This is a genomic window from Pseudomonadota bacterium (assembly GCA_013285445.1).
GTDB lineage: Bacteria > Pseudomonadota > Gammaproteobacteria > Xanthomonadales > Wenzhouxiangellaceae > Wenzhouxiangella.
Genome location: CP053448.1, coordinates 1,135,069 through 1,160,717, shown reverse-complemented (window position 1 = coordinate 1,160,717; position 25,649 = coordinate 1,135,069). Strand labels below are relative to the sequence as shown.

23 protein-coding genes are annotated in these 25,649 nt (G+C 65.0%); 5 read left to right on the top strand and 18 right to left on the bottom strand.

What is annotated here, in order from left to right; translation table 11 throughout:
* The 4 genes from HND55_05285 to ubiB all read left to right on the top strand — a co-directional run bounded on the left by HND55_05285 (position 1) and on the right by ubiB (position 3,587).
* Positions 1-345 carry a DUF971 domain-containing protein gene (locus HND55_05285; protein ID QKK03998.1) on the top strand — a complete coding sequence of 115 codons (345 nt, stop codon included), beginning with the start codon at positions 1-3 and terminating at the stop codon, positions 343-345.
* A 254-nt stretch (positions 346-599) separates the two neighbouring features.
* Positions 600-1,328, top strand: coding sequence for a class I SAM-dependent methyltransferase (locus HND55_05280; GenBank protein QKK02124.1), 729 nt, complete (start codon positions 600-602; stop codon positions 1,326-1,328).
* A gap of 1 nt (position 1,329) precedes the next feature.
* Entirely contained in the window at positions 1,330-1,941 is a 612-nt protein-coding gene (locus tag HND55_05275) for a hypothetical protein (GenBank protein QKK02123.1), read from the top strand.
* Entirely contained in the window at positions 1,938-3,587 is a 1,650-nt protein-coding gene (ubiB, locus tag HND55_05270) for a ubiquinone biosynthesis regulatory protein kinase UbiB (protein ID QKK02122.1), read from the top strand. Before HND55_05275 ends, ubiB begins: the two co-directional genes overlap by 4 nt.
* Before the next feature lie 270 nt (positions 3,588-3,857).
* Here the strand turns inward: ubiB and HND55_05265 are convergent, their stop codons facing one another.
* The 4 genes from HND55_05265 to secA form a co-directional block, all read right to left on the bottom strand.
* Entirely contained in the window at positions 3,858-4,598 is a 741-nt protein-coding gene (locus HND55_05265) for a creatininase family protein (GenBank protein ID QKK02121.1), read from the bottom strand.
* Between the two features lie 249 nt (positions 4,599-4,847).
* On the bottom strand, positions 4,848-5,558 hold the full coding sequence (locus tag HND55_05260) for a 4'-phosphopantetheinyl transferase superfamily protein (GenBank protein ID QKK02120.1): 711 nt from the start codon (positions 5,556-5,558) through the stop codon (positions 4,848-4,850).
* The gene (locus HND55_05255) at positions 5,555-6,520 is read right to left on the bottom strand and encodes a Nudix family hydrolase (GenBank protein QKK02119.1); all 966 of its coding nucleotides are present in this window, start codon (positions 6,518-6,520) and stop codon (positions 5,555-5,557) included. Before HND55_05255 ends, HND55_05260 begins: the two co-directional genes overlap by 4 nt.
* A 10-nt stretch (positions 6,521-6,530) precedes the next feature.
* Positions 6,531-9,254 (bottom strand): preprotein translocase subunit SecA, encoded by a 2,724-nt coding sequence (gene secA, locus HND55_05250; GenBank protein QKK02118.1) that lies wholly within the window; start codon positions 9,252-9,254, stop codon positions 6,531-6,533.
* A gap of 160 nt (positions 9,255-9,414) precedes the next feature.
* Between secA and HND55_05245 the strand changes: the two genes are divergently transcribed.
* Entirely contained in the window at positions 9,415-9,735 is a 321-nt protein-coding gene (locus tag HND55_05245; GenBank protein ID QKK02117.1) for a DUF721 domain-containing protein, read from the top strand.
* Between the two features lie 94 nt (positions 9,736-9,829).
* Here HND55_05245 and HND55_05240 read toward each other — a convergent pair whose 3' ends face one another.
* The 14 genes from HND55_05240 to rsmH form a co-directional block, all read right to left on the bottom strand.
* Positions 9,830-10,744, bottom strand: a complete 915-nt coding sequence (locus tag HND55_05240) for a UDP-3-O-acyl-N-acetylglucosamine deacetylase (protein QKK02116.1) — start codon at positions 10,742-10,744, stop codon at positions 9,830-9,832.
* A 221-nt stretch (positions 10,745-10,965) separates the two neighbouring features.
* A complete protein-coding gene (gene ftsZ / locus HND55_05235; protein ID QKK02115.1) occupies positions 10,966-12,135 on the bottom strand; it encodes a cell division protein FtsZ in 1,170 nt (389 codons plus the stop codon).
* Between the two features lie 216 nt (positions 12,136-12,351).
* Positions 12,352-13,581, bottom strand: a complete 1,230-nt coding sequence (ftsA, locus tag HND55_05230; GenBank protein ID QKK02114.1) for a cell division protein FtsA — start codon at positions 13,579-13,581, stop codon at positions 12,352-12,354.
* Positions 13,574-14,323: an FtsQ-type POTRA domain-containing protein gene (locus HND55_05225; GenBank protein ID QKK02113.1), complete on the bottom strand. Its 750-nt coding sequence runs from the start codon at positions 14,321-14,323 to the stop codon at positions 13,574-13,576. Before HND55_05225 ends, ftsA begins: the two co-directional genes overlap by 8 nt.
* On the bottom strand, positions 14,290-15,216 hold the full coding sequence (locus HND55_05220; GenBank protein ID QKK02112.1) for a D-alanine--D-alanine ligase: 927 nt from the start codon (positions 15,214-15,216) through the stop codon (positions 14,290-14,292). Before HND55_05220 ends, HND55_05225 begins: the two co-directional genes overlap by 34 nt.
* Positions 15,213-16,637: a UDP-N-acetylmuramate--L-alanine ligase gene (gene murC / locus HND55_05215; protein ID QKK02111.1), complete on the bottom strand. Its 1,425-nt coding sequence runs from the start codon at positions 16,635-16,637 to the stop codon at positions 15,213-15,215. The genes HND55_05220 and murC overlap by 4 nt, the downstream gene beginning before the upstream one ends.
* Positions 16,634-17,701: an undecaprenyldiphospho-muramoylpentapeptide beta-N-acetylglucosaminyltransferase gene (gene murG, locus HND55_05210; GenBank protein ID QKK02110.1), complete on the bottom strand. Its 1,068-nt coding sequence runs from the start codon at positions 17,699-17,701 to the stop codon at positions 16,634-16,636. Before murG ends, murC begins: the two co-directional genes overlap by 4 nt.
* Positions 17,698-18,879 carry a putative lipid II flippase FtsW gene (gene ftsW, locus HND55_05205; protein ID QKK02109.1) on the bottom strand — a complete coding sequence of 394 codons (1,182 nt, stop codon included), beginning with the start codon at positions 18,877-18,879 and terminating at the stop codon, positions 17,698-17,700. The genes murG and ftsW overlap by 4 nt, the downstream gene beginning before the upstream one ends.
* A gap of 5 nt (positions 18,880-18,884) precedes the next feature.
* Positions 18,885-19,961, bottom strand: coding sequence for a phospho-N-acetylmuramoyl-pentapeptide-transferase (locus HND55_05200; protein QKK02108.1), 1,077 nt, complete (start codon positions 19,959-19,961; stop codon positions 18,885-18,887).
* Positions 19,955-21,295, bottom strand: coding sequence for a UDP-N-acetylmuramoyl-tripeptide--D-alanyl-D-alanine ligase (locus HND55_05195; GenBank protein ID QKK02107.1), 1,341 nt, complete (start codon positions 21,293-21,295; stop codon positions 19,955-19,957). Before HND55_05195 ends, HND55_05200 begins: the two co-directional genes overlap by 7 nt.
* Positions 21,292-22,755, bottom strand: a complete 1,464-nt coding sequence (locus tag HND55_05190) for a UDP-N-acetylmuramoyl-L-alanyl-D-glutamate--2,6-diaminopimelate ligase (GenBank protein QKK02106.1) — start codon at positions 22,753-22,755, stop codon at positions 21,292-21,294. Before HND55_05190 ends, HND55_05195 begins: the two co-directional genes overlap by 4 nt.
* Positions 22,742-24,442 carry a penicillin-binding protein 2 gene (locus HND55_05185; GenBank protein ID QKK02105.1) on the bottom strand — a complete coding sequence of 567 codons (1,701 nt, stop codon included), beginning with the start codon at positions 24,440-24,442 and terminating at the stop codon, positions 22,742-22,744. The genes HND55_05190 and HND55_05185 overlap by 14 nt, the downstream gene beginning before the upstream one ends.
* Positions 24,439-24,702 (bottom strand): cell division protein FtsL, encoded by a 264-nt coding sequence (ftsL, locus tag HND55_05180; GenBank protein ID QKK03997.1) that lies wholly within the window; start codon positions 24,700-24,702, stop codon positions 24,439-24,441. Before ftsL ends, HND55_05185 begins: the two co-directional genes overlap by 4 nt.
* On the bottom strand, positions 24,702-25,646 hold the full coding sequence (gene rsmH, locus HND55_05175) for a 16S rRNA (cytosine(1402)-N(4))-methyltransferase RsmH (GenBank protein ID QKK02104.1): 945 nt from the start codon (positions 25,644-25,646) through the stop codon (positions 24,702-24,704). Before rsmH ends, ftsL begins: the two co-directional genes overlap by 1 nt.
* Positions 25,647-25,649: the final 3 nt, after the last annotated feature.

Sequence of the window (25,649 nt, the reverse complement as noted above, 5' to 3'; positions counted from 1 at the left end):
ATGCCCGAGCCGACCGAAATCGAGCTGGAACGATCCCGCAGGGTGCTGCGCGTGATCTTCGACAACGGCGAGCGTTTCGAGCTGCCATGTGCCTATCTGCGGACCCATTCGCCGTCGGCCGAAGTCCGCGGCCACGGCCTGTCCGAGCCAAAGCTGCTGACCGGCAAGGACGAGGTCAACATCAGCGCCATTGCGCCGGTGGGACGCTATGCCATTCAGCTGATCTTCGATGATGGCCACGATTCCGGCATCTATTCATGGTCTTTCCTTTATGATCTCGGAAAGAACATGGCCGCCAACCTGGCCCGCTACCGGCAGCGGCTCGAGGAAGCGGGAATGGAATAGACTCAAGGGATGCGGTGTTCCGGTTTACGGTTTCCGGTTTCCGGTTTCCGGTTTCCGGTTTCCGGTTTCCGGAGCGTATGGTGAAGACGGACGATTTCGTACCGAAAAGCATTGCACATTGCCAGCCGAGCGCCCCGGCCACACCGCAGATGATCGAAGGCCCGAAACCGGAAACCGGAAACCGGAAACCGGAAACCGGAAACCGGAAACCGGAAACCGGAAACCGTTTTTACCTGAACCTGAAACCTGAAGAAATGACCGATTTCGGCTACCGCGAAGTAAGTCCCGAAGAAAAGACCCGGCTGGTCGGCCGCGTCTTTTCGTCCGTAGCGACCCGCTACGACCTGATGAACGACGACCTGATGAGCCTGGGCGTTCATCGTCTGTGGAAGCGGCACTTTGTGGCCAGCTGCGGCATTCGGTCCGGCCAGCGGCAGCTCGATCTGGCCGGTGGCACCGGCGATATCGCCTGCCTGTCACGCGGGCGCGGCGCCGAAGTGTGCGTCGCCGACATCAATTACGACATGCTGACGGTGGGGCGTTCGCGCATGGACGCCATCGGCCTGGTACAGGGACTGGAGTGGCTGCAGGTCAACGCCGAGACGCTGCCGTTCTCCGACAACCAATTCGATCACGTCACGATCGCCTTCGGTCTGCGCAACGTCACGTTTCGCGATCGCGCGCTGGCCGAGATGTACCGGGTGCTCAAGCCGGGCGGCCGGGTCCACGTCCTCGAGTTCTCCACGGTCAGGCTGCCCGGCCTGTCCAGGCTTTACGACAGCTGGTCGTTCAAGGTGCTGCCGCGCCTTGGGGCCCAGGTTGCCGGCGATGCGGAGAGCTATCAGTACCTGGCCGAGTCAATTCGTCGTTTTCCGGACCAGGAAACCCTGGCCGGGCACATGCGCGAAGCCGGATTCGAGCGGGTCAAGTGGTCCAATCTCTCCGGCGGCATCTGCGCCATTCACCATGGTGCGAAGGTGTGACGTGGGCCGCTACCTGACACCCCTGCCCGGCCTGCTGGCCGGTATCATCGACCAGGCCCTGAAACGCGCCCTGGCCCTGGATGCGGCCGGCGGCGAGCGCTGTCGACCGCTGGCAGGTCGCTGCGTTCGGCTCGAACTCAAGGGCCTGGGCATCGATCTGTTCTTCTCGGGACAGGATCAGACGATGAGCGTCAGCGCCGAATGCGAAACCCAGCCCGATACCACCGTCTGCGGTACGCCAACTGCCCTGCTGGTAATGGCCGTGCCCGACTGGCGGGCGCCGGGAAGCGGCGTGCGCATTGAGGGCGACCTGACCACAGCCCAGGCCTTCGAGAAGCTGCTCAGAACGCTTGACCCCGACTGGGAAGCGGCGTTCGTCGAGCGCTTTGGGCCGGTCATCGGTCATCAGCTCTGGCGCGTGCTGCTCGACACGCGGGCTGGGGCCCGGCGCGCGGCCGGCAAGGCGGCAGTTCGTGCTGAACAGTTCCTGAAGGAACGTACCGATCTGCTCGTCAGCCGCGATGAGTTCGATGCTTTTGGCGAGGCGGTTGACGAATTGCGTGAGGCAGTCGATCGACTGGAAGGCCGCTGGCGCAGCCGGAACCGCCCGTGATCAGGCGCACCCTTCGCCTGACCAGCATTGCCCTGACGCTGGCACGATACCGCCTCGACGAACTGCTTGTGGCTTTGCCGCCGTTGAAGTTCGCCCGTGCCGTGCGCCTGCTGCCCTGGGGTCGCCGGCGAGTGCGCGAGCTGCCGCGCGGTGCCCGGTTGCGACTTGCGCTACAGGAGCTCGGACCGATCTATGTCAAATTCGGCCAGATCCTCTCGACCCGACGCGACCTGCTGCCATCTGATATTGCCGACGAGCTGGCCGCACTGCAGGATGCCGTTCCGGCCTTCCCGGCACATCAGGCACGGGCCATCATCGAATCCCAGCTGGCACGACCGATTGACAGGCTGTTCAGCGAGTTCGACGACCGACCGCTGGCCTCGGCCTCGATCGCACAGGTCCACGGTGCCGTGCTTGAGCAGGGCCAGCGCGTGGTGGTCAAGGTCGTGCGGCCCGGCATTCAGCGTCAGATTGGTCGCGACCTGGAGCTGCTGCGAGCGCTGGCGCGCCTGGTTCGGCGCTACCACCCCGAGGGGGATCGCATTCGGCCCGACGATATCGTCAGCGAATTCCAGCGGGTGATCGAGCGCGAACTGGACATGAAGGCCGAGGCCGCCAGTGCCTCGCTGCTGCGACGCAATTTCGAGGGATCAAACGATCTCTACATCCCGGTGATTCACTGGCGGCTGACCGCTTCCCAGGTGCTGGTCATGGAGCGCGTCGAGGGTGTGCCGGTCAAGGATCTGGCAGAACTCAAGCGCCGCGGGGTCGATCTGGAGCGACTGGCTCGCCGCGGCATCCGCATCTTTTACTCGCAGGTGTTCCGCGACAATCTGTTTCATGCCGACATGCACCCGGGCAACATCCTGATCGACACCAGCGATCCGGCCGATCCGACCTATATTGCCCTGGACTTCGGCATCGTCGAAAGCCTCACGCCGGAGGATCTCTACTACATCGGTGAGAACTTCCTGGCGATTTTCAATCGCGACTACCGGCGGGTTGCCGAACTGCATGTCGAAGCCGGCTGGGTACCCGCCGACACCCGGATCGACGAGTTGGCGGCCGCCGCGCGCACCGTCGGTGAGCCCAATTTCACCCGCCCCCTCGAGGACGTGTCCTTTGCCGAAATGGTGATTGCGCTGTTTTCGGTGGCGCGCCGCTTCAAGCTGACCCTGCAGCCCCAGCTGATCATGCTGCAGAAAACCCTGCTCAATATCGAGGGCATGGCACGTGAGCTGTTCCCGCAGCTCGATATCTGGGCCGTTGCCAAGCCCGAGCTCGAGGCCATATTCGCCGAGCGCTACGGTCTGCCGCGCACGGCCCGTCGACTGGCAAGGGAACTGCCAGGCTGGCTGGCACGCTCCCCGGAACTGCCCGGACTGGTCCATGACTATCTGAAAATGGCTCGCACGGGTCAGCTGCGCACTCGCATCGATTCCCACGACCTCGAGCAGCTGACCGCGCAGATGCAGCGGCACAACCGGCGCTTGCCGGGCGCCATACTGGCCTCGGGGCTGCTGGTCGCGGCGGCCGTGCTGGCCGGCTATCAGGTGGCGCCGCTGTGGCAGGGCTATTCACTGCCGGCGGTCTTCGTCGCCGGCGCCGGGATCATCACCGGCTGGCGCGCCTGGCGGTATTATTAACCCGGCAGCAATGTAGATTGCATTCAGCCGCGCTGTGCATCTCGACAGCAAGGCAGCGAAGCGCCACAGGAACGCTGAATCCTCAATGATCAGGTTGAAGGACCACTAGCCCGCATTATTCATGAATTCACTCGCGCCCTTGCTTGCGCCTTGCCCGCACAGCGGATTTTCCTCCCTCGGAAATACAGCCTGGTATTCCGCTCGGTCGGAAAATCCGCTGTGCGAACAATCCCCTGCGCAATCATCGCGGCGATTCATGAATAATGCGGGCTAGTGATGATCCTCGATAAATCGCCGATAGTCGTCCAGGGCGTCGGCTAGACCCGCCTCGTAGAAGCGTTTGCCGTGCGCGGGCGTGGCCCGGTGCGGTTCCGAGCCAATGCGGCCGTCGGGAAAACGCTTCCTGTAGTCATCCGCGTCACGGATGGGGCCCTGTGGAGCGCGAACCGGATCGAGCGTGTCGCTGCGAACCTGCTCGGGATGCGCATACCAGGTCAGAGCAATCTCCGAGGCCGTGGCGTGGCTGCCGTCGGCATCGCCGTAGAGCTCCCGCGCCAGGGCCTGGACCCGGCGGCCGGCGAACCAGTTGCCCAGCCTCATGCGCAAACCGGAAGCGCTGCCTGACAGGCTCGCGTCAGCCCAGATCTCGGAAAAGGCGGCATGAACGGTGGCGGTGTTTCCGCCATGGCCGTTGAGAAAATAGAAGTGGGTGAAGCCGTGAACGGCCAGTGAAGTGACCACATCACGAACGACCGCCAGCAGGGTGGCGGGCCGAAGCGTGATCGAACCGGGGAAACCGAGGTGATGCTGGGCCATCCCGACACTCAGCGTCGGCGCCACCAGGATACCTTCCGCGGCCAGGCCCCTGGCGATCACTTCGGGACAGATCGCGTCGGTGCCGATCAGGCCGGTCGGTCCGTGCTGCTCGGTCGAACCAATGGGAATCACCAGCCCGGTTGATCGTTCAAGATAGGTCGCCACCTCTGGCCAGGTTGCTTGCTGCAGCAGCATGTTCAGTCTCCGGTGTCCGGGTATCGACAGGTTCGCGGCATGGTCATCGTGTCCTCCAGTCTGGTCTCAAGCGGCGCAGCATCCGCACATGCTACCTGACCGGCGCCGGAAGCCGAACCGGCGACCAACCCGGATGGACGATTTCACGCGACTGCACGAAGCGGTACCGGGACCGCGGGTCAGGCGTCGGCGGGGCCACCACAAGCAGCAACGCAATGCTCGACACCAACCGCTGCTGAGAACTCGCGTTCAGTCACGCCCGAGGTCAACGGTCAACCACAGCAGCTCGGCCCGGTGGTCGGGTTGATCGAGGGCCAGGCTGCCGATCAGTCTGGCCGGCAGCAACAGCGGCGAGAGCGTCCAGCGCCCGGTCCCGGGCCAGTCCGGCGGCAATCGTCTGATTCGAGCCGGCTGCCAGTCCAGCTCGAGCGCGCCCAGCGAAACCGCCAGCGCGCTGCCCCGGGCCTTGACCAGCGCTTCGCGTGCGGTCCACTGACGCAGGAACTGCCGCGAGCGCAGCGGCTCATCGAGCGTGTTCAGCCACTCGGCCTCCGGCACCGACAGGAATCGCCGCGCCAGACGCACTGCGCGCGGCAGTGGTCGTTGAATCTCGATATCAACGCCAACGGCGGCACCGCGCGCAACCGCCACCGCAAGCCACTCATCAGCGTTCGACACACTGAACGCCAGTGGGCTGTTGGCCCACCGCCCGGCAAGCACCGGCTTACCGCGCGCAGTGCGCACCAGCTCGACATCCTTGCCCGGGCAGCCCAGGTAGGCGCCGAGCAGCAGGCGCAGGATGAACTGCTGGCGCAAGCGGCGCCGGGCAAGGGCCTGGCGTCGCGTGTGCCGCGGCTCACTGAAATCAATCGGCAGAGCGGTCAGGTCGGTCAGCCAGACTTCCGCGTGTCCCGGACCGGGCAGGGAGCGCGCCTTCAGCGGCAGGGCAATGCGCTTCACGACGCCTCCGACGGCGACAGGCCGAAGCAACCGGCCACCCCGAATGCGCCCAGGCGGCGTGCTCGTCTCAGGGCGGCTGGCGTGACGGCATCAAGCACGTAAACGGGACACATCGAATGTCGGCACAACCACGCCAGTCTCCGCCAGCCAGAGGAGCCAGAGGAGGAACGCGCCTTGCCCGGCGGCACCGCTGGCACAGTAACGAAATCCGCCCCGACCTCACCGGCCCGTTGCAGGTCACCGGGGTCACGGCATGAGGCGGTCACAAGACGATCGTCAGGCAGGACGCGCGAGTTCACTCGGCGCAGGCAGGCGGTCGACAGATGCACCCCATCGGCACCGAAGGCCTCGGCCTGAGCGGGCTTGCCGTAAAGCAGCCAGCGCGCGCCGGCATGCGACCGAACCAGGCGGTTGAACGCGCCGGCCAGGCGCTCCAGTTCGACCGTATCCAGCGCGGGCGCGCGCAGCTGCAGCAGCCCGATGCCCTCGTCCAGGCGTGCGCGCGTCCAGGCGAGTAGCCGCCGGTCGTCGCCGCCATCCATCAGCGGCGGCGTGATGGCGTAGCGGCCGTCGCACTGCAGGGTCCGAACGATCGGCCGATCGGCCTCGGGCATCGCAAGGGCGGTCATGTCTTCGGGCTTGCGCCAGCGCAGCGCCTGACCTTCGCAGCCACGCGGCGCGCCGGCCCAGTGGGGCACCTCGTAGAGCATCAGGCGTACGCTGCGGTCTGGATAATGATGGGTCAGGGTCAACCAGGGACGGACCGATCGGGCCTCGATGCCCAGTTCCTCGTGCAGCTCGCGGACCAGGCAGGCGCGCGGGGTCTCACCGGCCTCGCACTTGCCGCCCGGAAACTCCCAGGTACCCCCGAGATGCCGGCCGGGCAGTCGCTGCGACAGGAGCACGCGGCCGTTGGTGTCCCGCAGGATGCCGGCAGCGACCCGCACGCAGGTTTCGGGCATTTCCCGCGGGCTAGGCAAGCTTGCCGTGACAGTGCTTGTATTTCTTGCCTGATCCGCAGGGGCACGGCTCGTTGCGGCCCACCTTGCGACCCTCCCGAACGAAGGTCTCCGGCTGCGGTGCTGCGGGCTGAGCCGGTCCGTGGCCGCCCGAGGCACCGCCGGCGGTTGCCGACTGCGCCTCGGCGTGCCGGAACTGCATCGGCGTTTCGCGCTGGCGCTGTTCGTCGACGGCCTGAACATCACCCTGGCTTCGAATCTGCACCCGCGCCAGCGCCTTCATCACCTCATGCTTCATCGTATCGAGCATGGCGGTGAACATCTCGAACCCTTCGCGCTTGAATTCCTGCTGCGGCTTCTTCTGCGCGAAGCTGCGCAGGTTGATGCCGCGCCGCAGGTAGTCCATGCTCGCCAGATGCTCTTTCCACTGTTGGTCGAGAATCGACAGCATCAGGGCTTTTTCGAACCGCCGCATGATCGACGATCCGGTCATTTCTTCCTTGGCCTGATAGTGCGCCTCGACTCGCTCCATGATCCGATTGCGCAGCGCGGCCTCGTTCAGATCTTCGTCCTCGTCCAGCCAGCGCTGGACCGGCACACTGATACCGAACTCGCCTTCCAGGGCCTTTTCCAGCCCCTCCGGATCCCACATTTCGTCGATCGACTCGGGCGGGATGAACTGGCTGATCAGGCTATCGAAAACTTCGGCACGAATGGCGTCGATTGTGTCCTTGATGTCCTCGGCCTCCATCAGCTCGTTGCGCTGGGCGTAAATCACGCGCCGCTGATCGTTGGCCACGTCATCGAAATCCAGCAGGTGCTTTCTGAGGTCGAAATTGTGCGCCTCGACCTTGCGCTGAGCATTCTCGATCGCCCGGGTCACCCACGGATGCTCGATCGCCTCGCCGTCTCTCATGCCGAGCTTCTGCATCATCGAACCCATGCGCTCGGAGGCGAAGATCCGCATCAGGTTGTCTTCAAGCGACAGGTAAAAGCGGCTCGACCCCGGGTCGCCCTGACGGCCGGCACGGCCCCTGAGCTGGTTGTCGATACGTCGCGATTCGTGTCGCTCGGTGCCGATGATGTGCAACCCGCCGGCCGCCACGACTTCATCATGCCGCTTCTGCCACTCCTCGCGCACCTTGAGGCGCTGCGCCTCGCTGGCGTCCTCGCCCAGCTCGGCCAGCTCGGCATCGAGGTTGCCGCCGAGCACGATGTCGGTGCCGCGCCCGGCCATGTTGGTGGCAATGGTGACCGCCCCCGGACGCCCGGCCTGCGCGATAATGTGCGCCTCGCGCTCGTGTTGCTTGGCATTGAGCACTTCGTGCCGGATTTTTGCCTTCTTCAGCTGGCGTGAAATCAGCTCCGAGTTCTCGATCGAGGTCGTCCCCACCAGAACCGGCTGACCCTGGGCCACACGCTCGCGGATGTCTTCGACGATGGCGGCGAACTTCTCCTCCTTGGTCAGGAATACCAGGTCTGCGCGATCATCCCGGATCATCGGCTTGTGCGTCGGTATGACGACCACTTCCAGGCCGTAGATGGTCTGGAACTCGTAGGCCTCGGTGTCGGCCGTGCCGGTCATGCCGGAGAGCTTGTCGTAGAGCCGGAAATAATTCTGGAAGGTGATCGAGGCCAGCGTCTGGTTCTCGCGCTGGATCGGCACGCCCTCCTTGGCCTCGACTGCCTGGTGCAGACCCTCCGACCAGCGCCGCCCCGGCAGCGTGCGGCCGGTGAACTCGTCGACGATGACAATCTCCCCGTCACGCACGATGTAGTCAACGTCCTTCTGGTACAGGTGATGGGCGCGCAGAGAGGCATTGAGCGTATGCATCAAGCCGAGATTGTGGGCGTTGTACAGGCTGTCTTCGGCTTCGATCATGCCGGCATCGGCAAGCAGGCGCTCGACCTTGGCCATGCCGTCTTCAGTCAGGTAGACCTGTTTGGTCTTCTCGTCGATGGTGAAATCACCCGGACCGTCCTCTTCGCGCTGTGGCTCCAGCTGGGGCACGATGCGATTCATCCTGACGTAGATGTCCGGGCCCTCGTCGGTCGGTCCCGAAATGATCAACGGCGTTCTGGCCTCATCGATCAGAATCGAGTCGACCTCGTCGACGATGGCGAAGCTGCGGCCGCGCTGCACCCGCTGTTCGAGCGAGAAGGCCATGTTGTCACGGAGGTAGTCGAAACCGAACTCGTTGTTGGTGCCGTAGGTGACATCGGCGGCATAGGCTTGACGCTTGTCGTCCGGCGCCATGCCCGGCACCGAGACGCCGACCGTCAAACCGAGCGCCGAATAAATCGGCCTCATCCAGTCGGCATCGCGCCGGGCCAGATAATCGTTGACGGTGACCACATGCACACCCTTGTCGGCGATGGCGTTGAGATAAACGGCCAGGGTCGCCATCAGGGTCTTGCCCTCACCGGTCTTCATTTCGGCAATCTTGCCCTGGTGCAGCACCATGCCGCCGATCAGCTGAACGTCGAAGTGGCGCATTCCGAGCATCCTCACCGAGGCCTCGCGGACCGCGGCAAAGGCCTCGGGCAGCAGCTCGTCGAGACTGGCACCGTCAGCATGTCGCCGCCGCAATTCGGCGGTCCTGGCCTTCAGCGCTTCGTCGCTGAGCTTCTTGAACTCGGATTCGAGTGCGTTGATCGCCTCGACATCCTTGTAGAGCCGCTTGATCAGCCGCTCATTGCGGCTGCCCACGACCTTGGTGATCAGGGATTTGAGCATGGGTAATCCGTTGGTCGAAGATTCGGGTTCGGGCTTGGGTCAAGTTGGGGGCGGCAACCGGAGCCTGCAAGCACAGCCTGCCATTTTACTGCACCCCGCCCCGTCGCAACCAGCGTCGGGCCCGGTGCCGGCCGCGATGCGCTACAGTAGAGTCCGAACCATGCCGAGAGTCATGATGAAGGGCCGTGCCGAACGCGACATTCAGCAGATTGTCGGAACCAACCGCCCGCTGCGGCGGCTGCTGGCTGCCGCGAGCGCCTTCGGGCAACTCGACGAGCGCCTGCAGCAGTCACTGCCGGCATCCATGCGCGGCCATATTCGACTCGCCTGTATCGAAGAAGACACGCTGGTGCTGGCTGCTGCCAGCCCGGCCTGGGCGAGCCGGGCACGGGTGCTGGCCGATCAGCTGCGCACAGTCGTGGGGCAAGAGCTCGAACGGGATCCGGTGCGCACGCGCGTGGTCGTCATGCCATTGCCCTGATCAAGCCGGTGATGGCGGATCGCTGACCAACCGCAACGCGATACGCGCGGCAGGTGCACGCGCCGCGTGCAGCCACCAGGCCAAGCGCGGGCGATCAGATCGCCTGGGCAGGCTGCACGTAGGAGATCGGCGCCAGATCAGCCTCTTCGTAGGTCACTTCTTCCCAGGCCTTTTCATCGGCCAGCAGCTCGCGCACGAGCAGATTGTTCAGCTCATGGCCGGACTTGTGTCCGATGAAGCGACCGATGGGGTTGCGGCCAAGCAGGTAAAGGTCGCCGATCGCGTCGAGCACCTTGTGCTTGACGAACTCGTCCTCGTAGCGCAGGCCGTGCTCATTGAGAATCCGGAAATCGTCCAGCACGACCGCGTTGTCGAGACTGCCGCCCAGAGCCAGGTTGCGCCCGCGCAGGAACTCGATATCGCGCATGAAACCGAAGGTTCGCGCTCGCGCCACCTCCTTGAGATAGGAGGTGGTCGAAAAATCCAGATCGGCGCTGCACGAGTGCGAGCGGATGACCGGATGGTCGAACTCGATCGTGAACCTGACCTGAAAGCCTTCATGTGGCTCGAAGCGCACCCAGCGATCCTCGTCGCGCACCTCGACTGCCTTGCGAATACGGATGAAGCGTTTGGGCAGATTCTGCTCTGCGATTCCGGCGGACTGGACCAGAAACGCAAACGGACCGGCACTGCCGTCCATGATCGGCACTTCCGATGCGCTGAGGTCGACATAGAGATTGTCGATACCCAGGCCGGCCAGCGCCGACATCAGATGTTCGATCGTCGCCACACGAACCCCGTCATCATTGACCAGCGTGGTTGACAGGGCGGTATCCCGAACCAGTTGCGGGTCGGCGGCAATCTCAACGACCGGATCGAGATCGACGCGACGAAACACGATGCCGCGATTGGCTGGTGCCGGCCGCAAGGTCATCAGCACCTTGTCGCCCGTATGCAAACCGACGCCGGTGGCCCGAATGACGTTCTTGAGTGTTCTTTGTCTGATCACTGGTGGTGGCCATTTGCTGGTTAACGCCGCGGAGCATAGCACACCCAGGCGTGGCAAAAAAGCAATTTTTCAACAAAATGACCACATATGTTGCTCAGAAGCAACAGTCGGCGTCACGGACCGGTCATGCTCCTGCCGGCACAGCCCCCGGGCGAGTCGGGGGCTGTGGATGCCCCGCTGACGGGCTGATCGAGCCCCGTCACCGGTCCGCCGCCAAACGCTCAGTCGGCCTGGTTGCGCAGAAACGCCGGGATGTCGAGGTAGTCGAGCTCCTTCTGTTCGCCGAACAATTTGCGGCTTTCGCCGCCATTACCGGCGTCACGATCGCCCCGTTCTCGCGCGGCGGATTCGTCCTCCGTCGCCCGGAAAGCGGGCCGATTGTCGGTGCCCGTGCGCACGATCTTCATCGGCTTGTCCTGGCTTTTCGCCTGCCGGGTCCCGAGACCGGTGGCCACCACCGTCACCCGAAGATCATCGGTCATGTCGGGATCGATGACCGTGCCGACCACCACCGTGGCGTCTTCACTGGCCAGGTCGGCAACGGTCGTGCCGACTTCCTCGAATTCCTTCATGCTCAGGTTCATGCCAGCGGTGACATTGACCAGAATGCCACAGGCACCGTTGAGGTCGACATCCTCGAGCAGCGGCGACCCGATCGCCGACTGCGCGGCCATCAGTGCGCGATCTTCTCCGCGCGAAGTCCCCGAACCCATCATCGCCATACCCATTTCGCTCATGACGGTACGCACGTCGGCAAAGTCGACGTTAATCAGCCCGGGCCGGGTGATCAGCTCGGCGATGCCCTGAACGGCTCCCGACAACACCTGGTTGGCCGACTTGAACGCATCAAGCAGCGTGATCTCGGAACCCAGAACGCTGAGCAACTTGGCGTTGGGAATCGTGATCAGCGAATCGACGTGGTGGGCAAGCTCATCAATGCCCTGCTGAGCCACGCCCATTCTTCGCTGCCCCTCGAACGGGAACGGTTTGGTGACCACCGCAACCGTGAGGATGCCCATTTCCTTGGCCGTCTGGGCCACAACGGGCGCAGCGCCGGTGCCGGTACCACCACCCATGCCGGCGGTGATGAACACCATGTCGCAGCCGTCGAGCATTTCGCTGATTCGATCGCGGTCTTCCAGCGCCGCCTGACGGCCGACCTCCGGATTGGCTCCGGCGCCCAGGCCCTTGGTCACGCTGCCGCCAATCTGCAGCGTGGTCTTGCCGGCAAAATTGCGCAGCGCCTGTGAATCGGTATTGATACAGACAAATTCGACGCCTTCGATGGCCGACTGGACCATCTGGCTGACGGCATTGCCGCCACCGCCGCCGATCCCGACAACCTTGATGGTTGCGCCGGGCGTGTAGTTTTCGATCAGTTCAAAAGGCATAACAGTCTCTCCTTTCGCTCGCCATGACGATCAACAATGTCCCGCCAGAGACGGGATGCTCTTCTTACCTTACCAAGGGATGGCGGCACGCGCCTTCTTGACGGACGCTTTGTGCCGCTCCCGCGCCTTGCCCGAGGTACATCGGACGGGGCAAAACCCACTGGAGCGGCGACCTGCCGCAACCTGATCCGGTCTTTCGAATCGCGGGTCCTTTCATCAAAACTCTCCCTGAAACCAGTGCTTGAGACGATTCCAGAGGCTTTCGCCGCCGCGGCCCAGTCCGGACCGGCGTGGCGACTCCATGCGGCTGCCATAGATCAGCAGGCCAACACCGGTGGCATGAATCTGGTTGTTGACCACTTCTGACAGTCCACTGACATGCTGCGGCGCACCCAGGCGCACCGGCATGTGCATGATTTCTTCTGCCAGCTCAGTCACCCCCTCCATCTTCGATCCGCCGCCGGTGAGTACCAGCCCGGCCGGAATCATCGATTCGAAGCCCGACTGACGCAGCTGCTTGTGGACGTGGCTGAACAGCTCGCGGTAGCGCGCCTCGACCACCTGTGCCAGGGTCTGTCGCTCCAGGCGCCGCGGCGGGCGATCGCCCACGCTGGGTACCTGGATGGTCTCATCGGAGCTGGCCATCTGCTCCAGGGCACAGGCGTACTTGATCTTGATTTCCTCGGCATGCACCGTCGGCGTGCGCAGCGCGACGGCAATATCATTGGTGACCAGGTCACCGGCGATCGGGATACAGGTGGTGTAGCGAATCGCCCCCTCGGTGAACACGGCAATATCGGTGGTGCCGGCACCAATGTCGACCAGGGCAATACCCAGGTCCTTTTCGTCGTCGCTGAGCACCGCGTAGCTCGAGGCCAGCTGCTGCAGGATCAGATCGTCGACCTGCAGCCCGCAACGGGCGACGCACTTGGTGACGTTCTGCACCGCGCTGACCGCCGCCGTGACCAGATGCACGCGCGCCTCCAGGCGCACGCCCGACATGCCGATCGGCTGACGAATGCCGTCGGTCGAGTCGATGACATACTCCTGGGGCAGCACGTGCAGAATGCGCTGATCGGCCGGCACCGCCACGGCGCGCGCCGACTCAAGCACCCGCTCGACATCGGCGTCAGTCACTTCCTTGTCGCGAATCGCCACCGCGCCATGCGAATTCAGCGAGCTGATGTGGCTGCCGGCGATGCCGGCAAATACCGAGTGAATCTGGCAGTCGGCCATCAACTCGGCTTCCTCGATGGCCCGCTGGATTGACTGCTCGGTCGATTCAATATCGACCACCACGCCACGCTTGAGGCCGCGGGAGGCATGCGAGCCCAGGCCAACCACCTCGACCTGACCGTCACCATGCAACTCACCGACAATGGCGACAATCTTGCTGGTCCCGATATCCAGGCCGACCACCAGCGATTTGTCCGGACGCTTAACCATGCTGTTCGCTGACTCCACTCGAAGACTGCCGCCAGCGCACGGCCAGTCCGTTGGTGTAGCGCATATCGATGCGCTCGGGCCGCCGCTCGTCACGCTGAAGTGCCGGGTAGACCGAGAGAAAACGCGCCAAGCGTTCATGGATGTTCTCGCGCCCGAAAATCACCGTCAGGCCGGTATCGAGACGGGCCTGCCAGGCGCCTCGCGCATCGACCTCCAGCCGCACGATATCGAGCCCGGCGCCAGCCAGCCGCCGGCGCATCTGCTGCCAGGTCTCGAACACCTCGCTGCGCAACGCCTGTGGGCCATGAAGACGCGCCAGACCCTGCATCCCGTCGCTGCCGTCGACATCGAACTCCTCGCCCTGATCGCTCAGCAAACGACGATCGTTCCAGCGCGCCACCGGCCGATGCTCGGTGACGCGGACAAGCAGCGCATCCGGCCAGTGACGACTGACTTCGGCGCGCGCCACCCAGGGCAGGCCCTCGACAGCGGCCCGGACCTCGCCCAGATCCGCACCGAAGAAGCCGCGCTGAGCCGGCCTGGCAACGGCGGCCCGTATCTGGCTGGCGCTTGCGCGGCGCAGCTCGCCGTCGATATCCAGCCAGCGAATCGGCCACTGTTCGGCCCCGATCAGTCCCGAACGCAGCCACAGTGCCAGCAGGCCGATCGTGCCGACCAGAACCAGGGTGGCCAGCCAGGCTGGCCGGATCAGTCGTGCTGACTCGTTTCCAGTATTCGCCATACCAGCTCCTCGAATTCAATGCCGGCCGTACTTGCGGCCATCGGCAGCAAAGAGTGATCGGTCATGCCCGGCGTGGTATTGACCTCCAGCAGCCAGGGTCGATCCTGTTCGTCGACCATCAGATCAACGCGCCCCCAGCCACTTGCGCCGAGCACGTCAAAGGCCTGTCGGCACAATGCAGCCAGCTCGGCCTCGCGCGACGGCGGCAACCCGCACGGGCAGTGATACCGCGTGTCAGCGGCTTCGTACTTGGCCTGATAGTCGTAGAATGCGCGCGGTGTCTCCAGGCGGATCAGGGGCAGGATGCGATCGCCCAGCACGCCCGCCGTGTACTCGCGGCCGGTGATCATCCGCTCGACCAGGACCTGTCCGTCGAAGGCCAGCGCCTGGTCGAGCGCCGGGGCCAGCTGTTCGGCCGACGTCACCCGACTCATGCCGATGCTCGAGCCTTCATGAACCGGCTTGACGAACAGTGGCGCCGACATCTCGGCAACGATTTCTTCGGCCTGCTCGGCCGAGTGCGCGACTTTCCAAGGCGGCGTTGGCAGACCGCAGGACCGCCAGACCCGTTTGCTTTGCAGTTTGTCCATGGTCAGGGCCGATCCGAGCACGCCCGATCCAGTAACCGGCACGCCGTAGATGCGCAGTGCGCCCTGCAGCGCACCATCCTCGCCGCCGCGACCGTGCAGCAGGTTAAAGACCCGGTCGAAATGCCCCGCAGCGATCTGCTCGAGCAGGCGGCGCGGGCCGTCAACCACGCTGAACTGCACACCCAGCGACTCCAGCGCGGCGGCCACGGCTCGTCCGCCGCGCAGCGACACCTCACGCTCGGCACTGTCGCCGCCGACAACCAGCGCAACCTGTCCAAAGCGACGCGGATCATCCGGCTTCATGCCAGACCTCCGCTGTAGCGCTCGCGCAAAAGTGCGCCCAGATGGCCGACGTCACCGGCACCCATGACGAGCAGCAGATCGTTGTCCCGGCAGATCCCGGGCAGCACGTCGACCGCTTCGGTAACGGCGGCGATTCGCTTGACCGTCAGATCGCGGCGACGGCTGACCGCGCGCCCCAGCGCATCAGCATCAATCCCGGCCAGCGGCGATTCACCGGCCGGGTAGATATCGGCCAGCACCAGGGCGTCAACGGTGGCCAGCACGCGCGCGAAATCCTCGAACTGATCGCGGGTGCGAGTAAAGCGGTGGGGCTGAAAGACCATGACCAGCCGGCGGTCCGGCCAGCCGCTGCGCGCGGCCTGCAACACGGCGTCGAGTTCCGTCGGATGATGCCCGTAGTCCTCGAACGCAAGCACCTGCCGCCCGCCCAGATCAAGCTGTCCGATTTCGGCAAAGCGCCGCCCGATACCGGCAAAGCGCTCCAGACCGCGAGCGATGGTTTTGGCGTCGACACCGACCTCCGCAGCGACAGCGGCCGCGCCGATGGCATTGAGCACGTTGTGACGCCCCGGCTGTGCCAGATGCACCGGCTGGCATTCGCTGTCCGGCAGCCACAAACGAAACTGCATCGCGCGGCCGGTCTGCTCAAGGTCTGTGGCACGCACATCAGCACCTTCGTCAAAACCGTAGGTGACAACCGCACGACCCACCTCCGGAACCAGTTCAGCCACGTGGGGATCATCCGTGCACATCACCGCCACGCCGAAAAACGGCAGGTGATGCAGAAACTCCAGGAATGCGCGCTGGAGCTGATCGAAACTCCCCTGATAGGCATCGAGGTGATCGCGGTCGATATTGGTCACCACCGAGATCACCGGCTGCAGCTTGAGAAACGAGCCGTCGGACTCGTCGGCCTCGGCCACCAGGTAGCGACCATCGCCGAGGCGCGCGCCGGAACCGAAGGCATTGACCAGGCCGCCGACAATGAAGGTTGGATCCAGTCCCGCTTCGGCAAGCAGACTGGCAATCATCGAAGTCGTGGTGGTCTTGCCATGAGTGCCGGCAACGGCAATGCCGCGCCGGAACCGCATCAGCTCACCCAGCATCTCGGCGCGCGCCACGACCGGCACGCGCCGGCGACGCGCCGCGGCCACTTCGGGGTTGTCTTCAGGCACAGCGCCCGAGACAACCAGCACGTCGGCCGCCGCCAGGTGGCTTGCATCGTGCCCGATACGAATCTCCGCACCGAGCCCCTGCAGACGCTGCACGGCGCCTGAGGCCTGAAGGTCGGAGCCGCTGACCCCGAAGCCCAGATTAAGCAGAACTTCGGCAATCCCGCTCATGCCGGCTCCGCCAATGCCGACCATGTGAATATGCCGGGTGCGATGCATCAGGTTGTCAATGGCGGGCGTTCGATTCATGCTGCCACCTCCAGACAACCTTCGGCCACCCGGCGCGCCGAGTCGGTCCGCGCCAGGGCGCGCGCTTTTTGTGCCATGGCAAGCAGCTGTTCACGGTCGACCTGACCCAGTCGATCAACCAGCCACTGATCATCGAAGCACGACTCGTCAACCACCCAGGCGGCGTCGGCATCGGCCAGAAAGGCGGCATTTCGGGTCTGATGGTCATCGACCGCATGCGGAAACGGCACCAGAACGGCCGGCAAGCCGGCGGCGGCCAGCTCGGCGATGGTCAGGGCACCGGCACGGCAGATGGCCAGATCGGCCTGGGACCAGGCCCTGGCCATGTCGTCGATGAACGCCACGATGTCTCCGTCCACCCCGGCGTCACGGTAGGCGCTGCGCGTGACCTCGAGCTGACGCCCGGCCTGATGCACGACCCGCGGGCGGCGGTCCGCCGGCAAACGCGCGAGGGCGCGCGGCACCACTTCGGCAAAAGCGCGGGCACCGAGACTGCCGCCGATGACCAGCAGGCGCAGCCGGCCCTGACGGGCGCGAAAGCGCTCATCGGGCGGCGGCAGGGCGGCGATATCGGCGCGCACCGGGTTGCCGACGACCTCGCCACCCGACAGGGTGTCCGGAAAGGCGGTATAGATTCGGCGCGCAAGCGGCCGCAGCAGGCGATTGGTCAGGCCGGCAATCGAATTCTGTTCGTGGATCACCAGCGGAATACCGAGCAGACGGGCGGCCAGCGCACCGGGACCGGCGATGTAACCACCCATGCTCAAGACGCAGTCCGGACGACGGCCGCGAAGAATGCCGCGGGCCTGGACCATCGCACGCAAGACCCGCCACGGGGCTGCCAGCCAGCCAGCCCAGCCACGTCCGCGCAGGCCGGTGATCTGGATGGCATCGAGCTCGATACCGGCTGGCGGCACCAGTTGCTGTTCGAGTCCCCCGGGCGTACCGAGCCAGGACACCGAAACCCGGCGCGCGCGCAGTTGCTCGGCGACCGCCAGCCCCGGAAAAATGTGTCCGCCGGTGCCGGCGGCCATGATCAGGACACGGGTATCGGGCGCGTTCATACCTGCCAGCTCCTGCGCCGCCGCGGTGTTTGGCGCGCCTCGATGACCAGCTCGCGCTGGACACCCAGCACCAGTCCAATGGCGACCAGCGTCATGATCAGGCTGCTGCCGCCAGCCGAGATCAGCGGCAGCGTCAGACCCTTGGTGGGCAAGACACCCAGGTTGACCCCGATGCTCACCAGCGCCTGCAGCCCGATCCAAAGGGCCACGCCCCAGACCAGGTAGGCGGCGAAGGGGCGCTGCCGACTGCGCGCCTGCACCCCGATCATCAGGAGTCGCCCGACCAGCAGCGCGAACAGGGCCACCACGCCGAGGATTCCAAGCAGACCAAACTCCTCGGCCAGCACCGCAAAGATGAAATCGGTGTGCGCCTCGGGCAGGTAGTAGAGTTTCTGAACACTGGCGCCAAGACCAACGCCGGTGATTTCGCCACGGCCGACGGCGATCAGCGCCTGGGTCAGCTGGAAACCGCTGTTGAATGGATCAGCCCAGGGATCGACAAAGGTCATCACCCGACGCAGCCGGTAAGGCTCCAGGGCGGCAAAGGTCAGCAACGGCAGGCTCGACAACCCGAGCACAAACAGGTGTTTCCAGGCCGCTCCGGCGAGCCAGATCATACCACCAACGATTGCCGCAAGCACCACCGCCGAACCCATGTCCGGCTGCTTGAGCAGGATGGCCGCCAGCAGGGCGACCGCCAGCAGCGGCTTGACGGTATCAATGAATCGTCCTTGCCTGAGCTCCGGCCGGCGGGCAAGGTAACCGGCCACGAACACGATCAGGAGCAGCTTGGCCGCTTCCACGACCTGGAAACGCGCCACGCCCAGATCGATCCATCGTGTTGATCCGTTGACCTCATACCCGAGACCGGGCACGAATGGCAGCAGCAGCACCGCCACGGCCAGCGGCAGCGCCACCGGGGCCAGGCGCTCGACCAGACGCAGGCTGACCAGACCCGCCAGGGCCGCAAGCCCGACGCCCAGGGCAATGTAGACAAGATGGCGGACCAGAAAGTACCAAACCGAAACCGCATAGCCTTCGGCAACAGCCACCGACGTGGAGGTCACCATCACCACACCGATCGACAGCAGGCCGAGCGTTGCCAGCACGATAACGGGGTCCGGCGCTGCGGTCTGCGGCGCTTCCGATCGGCGATAGGCTTGGCGCGACTGGGCCATGGCGGTCACCGGATCTTCATGGTTGCAAGGCTGGCCAGCACCAGCATCACGGCGATGATCCAGAAGCGCACGATCACCTTCGGTTCCGGCCAGCCCTTGAGCTCGAAATGATGATGGATCGGTGCCATGCGAAAAATGCGCCGACCGGTCAGTTTGAATGAAGCGACCTGGAGAATGACCGACAGGGTCTCGATGACGAAGATCCCCGCCATGACCATGAACACGATTTCCTGGCGCACGGCGACGGCCACAACGCCCAGCGCCGCACCGACGGCCAGCGCACCGACATCGCCCATGAACACCTGCGCGGGATAGGTATTGAACCACAGGAACCCGAGCCCGGCACCGGCCAGCGCGGCGCAGAAGATGGCCAGCTCGCCAACCCCGGGAATGTAGGGCATGGCCAGGTAATCGGCAAACACGGTATGCCCGGTGGCGTAGGCAAAAATCCCGAGCCCGGCGGCAACGAACACGGCCGGCATGATCGCCAGCCCATCCAGGCCGTCGGTCAGGTTGACGGCATTCGATGAGCCCACCACCACAAAGTAGGCCAGCACCACGAAACCCGTCCCGAGTGGAATGGCCACATCCTTGAAAAACGGCACAAACAGCTGGGTATTGGCCGGCACATCGGCACTGAGGTAGAGAAACAGTCCAACGGCCAGCGCCGCCAGCGACTGCAGCAGGTACTTCCAGCGCGCCGGCAGTCCGCGGCTGTCGCGGTACTTCAGCTTGCGCCAGTCATCGACAAAACCGATGGCACCGAAGGCCATCGTCACAAACAGCACGGTCCAGATATAGCGGTTGGTCAGGTCGGCCCACAGCAGCGTGCCCAGGATCAGCGAGATCAGGATCAGCGTCCCGCCCATGGTCGGTGTGCCGGCCTTGGTCAGGTGTGATTCCGGCCCGAGCTTGCGAATCGGCTGGCCAATCTGGCGCTCGGTCATGTGGCGAATGAAAAACGGGCCGATGACCAGCGATACGATCATGGCGCTGAGCGCGGCCATGACGGTGCGGAACGTGATATAGCCGAACAGGGCCACATCCCCGGCCAGCCAATGTTCGAACATCCAGGTCAGCATGTCCGCGGCTCCCGCATCAGTGCCTCGACGACCCGTTCCATGCCCATGCTGCGCGAGCCCTTGACCAGGCAGGTCACCCCGGCGTGCAGCTCGCCATGGAGCCATGCGACCAGCGAGTCAATATCCTCGAAATGCCGCCCGCCCCGACCGAAGGTCGTGCTGGCCGACTGGCTGTGCTCACCGACCGTGACCAGACGTGACACCCCCCAGTCGAGCGCTGCCTGACCGATTTCGGCGTGCAGCTTGGCGCTGCCCCCTCCAAGCTCGGCCATGTCGCCCAGCACCAGCCAGCACTCGCCGCCGTGCCCGGCCAGCACCTGCAGCGCAGCATAGAGCGAGGCGGGATTGGCGTTATAGGTGTCATCGATCAAGCACCACCCCTCGGCGTGGTGATGCGCCTGCAATCGCCCGGGCAGGCTGCGCATTCCCGCCAGGGCCTCGCCAATGACAGGCAGAGGCACCTCCAGCGCCACCGCGGCGGCAGTGGCAGCCAGCGCGTTGCAGAGGTTGTGCCGGCCGGGCAGCGCCGGGGTAAAGGAAAACGAACCGATCGGCGTGTCGATCTCGGCCTGGCCGCCGGTGAAACGCCCGCGCACCATGGCCTCCGGCCCCAGGCCGAAAGTCATCGTGCGACAGTGATCGGCCAGATCGAGCCACAAATCGCTGTAGTCGTCATCGGCATTGATCACTGCCAGGCCGGAAGCGGGCAGGGCCGAAAACAACTCACCCTTGGTGCGGGCGACACCTTCAACGCTCCCGAGTCGTTCAAGGTGTGCCGGTCCGGCATTGGTGACGATGCCAATCTCCGGGCGGGCCATGTCGGCCAGATAGTGAATGTCGCCGGGCTGACCGCAGCCCATTTCGACAACCGCATAGTCGTGTTCACGCTGCAGCCGCACCAGCGTGAGCGGCACACCGATCTCGTTGTTGTAGTTGCCCTGGGTGGCCAGCGTCGGCCCTTGCGTGGCCAGAACGGCCGCCAGCATCTCCTTGACCGTGGTCTTGCCGTTGCTGCCGGTCACACCCACCACGGTAGCCGGCATCTGCTCACGCCAGGCGCGAGCGATCACCCCCATGGCCTGGAGCACGTCGGCCACGATCAGCTGCGGCAACGCATCGTTGACCGGGCGCGCGACCAGGGCGGCGGCCGCCCCGGAAGCGCGCGCCTGGGCGATGAACTCGTGCCCATCCCGGTGATGACCGGGCAAGGCACAAAACAGATTGCCCGGCTCGATTCGGCGCGCATCGTGACTCATGCCGACAACCTCCGGATTGCCGTCACGCAGATCGCCGTTGGTCAGTACGCCCAGACGCTTCAGCGACGTGCGCATCATGCCGCCACCTCCAGCGCCTCGCGCGCGACACAGACATCGTCAAACGGCAGCCGGGCATCACCCGCGATCTGCTCGTTTTCGTGTCCCTTGCCGGCAATCAGCACGACATCTTCGGGCTGGCAGGCTGCTATGGCGTGGCGGATCGCGCGCGCGCGGTCGCGAATGACGAGCGCGCGCTGCGGTCGCTGCATACCCGACTGGATGTCGCGCACGATTGCGGTACCGTCTTCGTGGCGCGGATTGTCGTCGGTCAGAATCACCCGATCGGCGGCCCGCTCGGCAATTCGCCCCATCATCGCCCGCTTGCCGCGGTCACGCTCACCGCCGCAGCCAAACACGCACCATAGCTCGTTAGCCGCAAGCTGGCGCACGCTGGCCAGCGCGCTCTCAAGCGCGTCGGGCGTATGGGCATAATCGATGATCGCCAGCCGGCCGTCCGGCCCGCGCACCGGCTGCATGCGCCCCGGCACCGGACGCAGGCGGGTCAGGCGCTCACCGATTTGAGCCGGGCTGAAACCGCGCGCTTCGAGTTCGGCGGCGACCACCAGCACGTTCCAGGCATTGACCTGCCCGACCAGCTCAGTGTCGGCCTGCAGGCTGCCGTCCTGAAGTTCCAGAGCCACCTTGAGCCCGCCCGGAGCCGTGGCAACGGTTCGGCCGCGAACCCGCGCCTCGGCGTGGCCGGACAGACTGTAGCCGATCAGGCCGTCTGCATCCGGCAAGCGCCTGGCCAGCTCCTGGCCAAAGGCATCGTCCAGGTTGATCAGCTGGCGCCGGCTTGGATGCTCGAAAAACAGTCGCGCCTTGGCTTCACCGTACGCGGCACGATCGGCATGGTAGTCCAGGTGGTCGTGACCCAGCGTGGTGAAAATGACGCTGCTGAACACCAACCCGTCAAGCCGGCCCTGCGCCAACGCATGCGACGAGGCCTCCATGACCACGGTCTGAATGCCCTGCCGGCGAAAGTCATCGAGCAAGCGATAGACGCTGAAGATATCCGGTGTGGTGTGGGTGGCCGGCATGAGTCCGCCGGGACGACCACAGCCGAGGGTGCCGATCATGGCGCCTTCGAGTGCCTGCGCCAGCAGCCAGGCAATCGACGTCTTGCCGTTGGTCCCGGTCACGGCAATCAGGTCAAGCGCAGCGCCCGGGTCAGACCACATGCGTCGGGCCAGGTTCGGCAGGTGCTGCGCCAGTTGCGGTATCGCCACGGACGGGACAGGCAGCGCTGCCGGCGGCGGATCGGCGCTATCGTGCAGCACTGCCAGCGCCCCGGCAGCAGCGGCACGATCAGCAAACGACAGACCGTGCGTCATCTGCCCGGCTACCGCGACAAAGGCATCACCCGGCGCCAGGCGTCTCGAATCCAGCGCCAGTCCCTGGATGGGGATTTCAGGCGCTGACACACCGATGCCGGCAAGCAAGCGATCCAGCGTTATAGCAGGCCTATTCATGCTCATCCTCGAGCCGGGCCATCAGCAGGCCGGGATCGTCCGGCGGTACATCGAACAGTCGCAGCCCGGCGGCCATGACGCGGGCAAACAGCGGTGCGGCAACCTGGCCCCCGTAGTAGGCCTCGCCGGCCGGATCGTTGACCACCACCACCGCTGCCAGGCGCGGGCGCGAGGCCGGCGCGAAACCGGCAAAGCTGGCCACGTAGCGATCACTGTAACCGCCGACGCCGACCTTGCGCGACGTACCGGTCTTGCCGGCCACGCGATAGCCGTCCACCCGGGCGGCCTGGCCGGTCCCTTCCGGTCCGGTCACGGTCTCGAGCATCGCCATCAGTTTGGCGGCCAGATCCGGATCGAGCACGGAGTGCGGCGGATTGTCGCTGTCGGCGATAAACGTGGCCTGATGCAGCTTGCCGCCGCTGGCGATCGCCGCCATCGCGCGCGCCAGCTGCAGCGGCGTAACCGACAGCCCGTAGCCATAGGCCAGGGTGGCCTGCTCCAGCTTGCGCCAGCGATCGTAGTCACGCAGCACGCCGGCCGACTCGCCGGGGAACCCCGTGCCGGTCACCGAACCGAATCCGAAGCGCGTGTAGACACCCCAGAGATGGCGGGCATCCATCGACAGCACCAGCTGAACCACGCCGACATTGGACGACTTGGTCAGAATCTGCTCGAGGGTCAATTCACCAAAATCGCGCACGTCGCGCACGTCATGACCCGAGACCGTCATCACGCCGGGCGAGGTGTCAATGCGCATGTCCGGGTGCGCGATACCGGCCTCCATGGCTGCGGCAACCGCAAACGGCTTGATCACCGAACCGGGCTCGAGCACGTCGGTCAAAGCGCGGTTGCGCAATCCATCCGACGCAGCGCGGGTCGGGGCGTTCGGATTGTAGGAGGGATAGTTGACCATGGCGAGAATCTCGCCACTGGTCACGTCAAGCACGACCACCGAGCCCGAGCGTGCACCGAACTCCAGAATGGTCGCCTTGAGGTCGCGAAAAGCCTGGTACTGCAGGCGCCGATCCAGCGTCAACCGAAGATCACGCCCAGGTCTGGCCTCGCGAATCAGCTCGACGTTCTGGACGACCCGCCCGAAGCGATCCTTGATGACCCGCTTCGCACCGGCCTCGCCCTGCAGCCAGTTGTTGTAGGCCAGCTCCAGACCCTCCTGACCGACATCGTCGATATTGGTAAAGCCGAGCACCTGTGCACTGACTTCGCCGGTCGGATAGAACCGCCGGTACTCGCGCTCTAGAAAGACACCCGGAATCTCGAGCTGGCGGATGCGTTCGGCCAGATCCGGATTGATCTGCCGACGCAACCAGACGAACTCGCGCCCGGCACGCTGGGTCAGACGACGCTGCAGGTTTTCGGCATCGGTCTCGAGCAGCCCGGCCAGCATCGGGATACGATCAGCCGCCTGCAGCAGCTCACCCGGGTGCGCCCAGACTGATTCGACCGGAGTCGATACCGCCAGCGGCTCACCGTTGCGGTCCAGGATATTGCCGCGCACGGTCGGAATGGCGACGTCCCGCAGGAAACGTGCTTCTCCCTGGCTTTGCAGAAACTCCGCCTCCATGACCTGCAGATTGACCGCCTGCGCGGTCAGCATGAGGGCCGCAAGCAGCATGACTCCGGCAGTCAGCCAAACCCTGATGTTGCCGCCACTGCTTGCCGGATCGCGACTCATGGCGCTTCCACCAGCAGGCGAATCTGCTCGGGCACGCGCATATCCAGCGCCTCCCGGGCCTCCCGCTCGACCCGACCGGCCTCGGCCAGCCAGGCCTGCTCGAGCTGAAGCCGGCTCCACTCGACGCGGGCGGCATCGCGCTGCTGTTCGGCCTCCTGCAGGGCAACGAAGAGCAGACGGGATTCGTGCCTGAGCACGATCACTGCAACGGCACTGGCCAGCACCGCCGCGAGCAACAGCAAGGCGGCAAGCCAGCGCATCATGATGCAGCCCCGGGCAGTTTCTCGGCCACCCGCATGCGGGCGCTGCGGGCACGCGGGTTGCTTTCGATCTCGGCCGGGTCGGGCCTAAGCAGCCGGCCCACCAGACGCAATCGCGGCCGGAACGCGGAGGCCACCGGCAAGCGTCGACTGGCCGGCGGTGGGCTGGAGGCACGAACCAGCGCCTGCTTGACCAGCCGGTCCTCCAGCGAATGGAAGCTGATGACCACCAGTCGACCGGCCACAGCCAGCAGGTCGATGGCCGCTTCGAGCGCGCGCTCAAGTGCGCTCAACTCTTCGTTGACCTGAATACGCAGTGCCTGGAAGGTTCGCGTGGCCGGATGGATATCGCGGCTGCCCGATTTCACCGCGCCGGCCACCAGGCTTGCCAGTTCAGCGGTGCGCGTGATCGGGCGCTCGGCTCGCCTGGCGACAATGCGCCGGGCAATACGCCGCGCCTGGCGTTCCTCGCCGTAGTCGCGAATCACCCGCGCGATCTCCTCCTGATCGGCTCGGGCCAGCCAATCAGCTGCCGACTCACCGCTGCCCGGATCCATGCGCATGTCGAGCGGGCCGTCACTGGAAAAGCTGAATCCGCGTGCCGGATCGTCGAGCTGCGGGGAGGAGACTCCGACGTCGAGCAGCACGCCGTTGACGCGACCAAAAATGCCGAGCCGTCGGGTGAGGGGCTCCAGCGCGGCGAAATCATCATGGCAGACCGTCACGCGGCTGTCGTCGTCAAACCGTGCGTGTGCATCGGCGATCGCTTGCGGATCTCGGTCCATTACCACCAGCTGCCCTTCCTTGCCCAGGCGTGCCAGAATCGCTTCACTGTGCCCGCCCCGACCGTAAGTGCCATCGACATAAATGCCATCGGCACGAATATTCAATGCGTCAACCGCCGGCCCGAGCAGCACCGGCACATGCCCTGGTTTCCTCAACATGGC

Coding starts and splice junctions, on each gene's coding strand:
- ftsW (QKK02109.1), bottom strand. CDS start 18,879: ATGGCCCAGTCGCGCCAAGCCTATCGCCGATCGGAAGCGCCGCAGACC.
- ftsA (QKK02114.1), bottom strand. CDS start 13,581: ATGGTTAAGCGTCCGGACAAATCGCTGGTGGTCGGCCTGGATATCGGG.
- HND55_05195 (QKK02107.1), bottom strand. CDS start 21,295: ATGATGCGCACGTCGCTGAAGCGTCTGGGCGTACTGACCAACGGCGAT.
- ftsL (QKK03997.1), bottom strand. CDS start 24,702: ATGCGCTGGCTTGCCGCCTTGCTGTTGCTCGCGGCGGTGCTGGCCAGT.
- HND55_05245 (QKK02117.1), top strand. CDS start 9,415: ATGCCGAGAGTCATGATGAAGGGCCGTGCCGAACGCGACATTCAGCAG.
- ftsZ (QKK02115.1), bottom strand. CDS start 12,135: ATGCCTTTTGAACTGATCGAAAACTACACGCCCGGCGCAACCATCAAG.
- murC (QKK02111.1), bottom strand. CDS start 16,637: ATGAATCGAACGCCCGCCATTGACAACCTGATGCATCGCACCCGGCAT.
- murG (QKK02110.1), bottom strand. CDS start 17,701: ATGAACGCGCCCGATACCCGTGTCCTGATCATGGCCGCCGGCACCGGC.
- HND55_05225 (QKK02113.1), bottom strand. CDS start 14,323: ATGGCGAATACTGGAAACGAGTCAGCACGACTGATCCGGCCAGCCTGG.
- HND55_05200 (QKK02108.1), bottom strand. CDS start 19,961: ATGCTGACCTGGATGTTCGAACATTGGCTGGCCGGGGATGTGGCCCTG.
- secA (QKK02118.1), bottom strand. CDS start 9,254: ATGCTCAAATCCCTGATCACCAAGGTCGTGGGCAGCCGCAATGAGCGG.
- HND55_05185 (QKK02105.1), bottom strand. CDS start 24,442: ATGAGTCGCGATCCGGCAAGCAGTGGCGGCAACATCAGGGTTTGGCTG.
- rsmH (QKK02104.1), bottom strand. CDS start 25,646: ATGTTGAGGAAACCAGGGCATGTGCCGGTGCTGCTCGGGCCGGCGGTT.
- HND55_05255 (QKK02119.1), bottom strand. CDS start 6,520: ATGCCCGAAACCTGCGTGCGGGTCGCTGCCGGCATCCTGCGGGACACC.
- HND55_05285 (QKK03998.1), top strand. CDS start 1: ATGCCCGAGCCGACCGAAATCGAGCTGGAACGATCCCGCAGGGTGCTG.
- HND55_05190 (QKK02106.1), bottom strand. CDS start 22,755: ATGAGCATGAATAGGCCTGCTATAACGCTGGATCGCTTGCTTGCCGGC.
- HND55_05265 (QKK02121.1), bottom strand. CDS start 4,598: ATGCTGCTGCAGCAAGCAACCTGGCCAGAGGTGGCGACCTATCTTGAA.
- HND55_05280 (QKK02124.1), top strand. CDS start 600: ATGACCGATTTCGGCTACCGCGAAGTAAGTCCCGAAGAAAAGACCCGG.
- HND55_05220 (QKK02112.1), bottom strand. CDS start 15,216: ATGAAGCCGGATGATCCGCGTCGCTTTGGACAGGTTGCGCTGGTTGTC.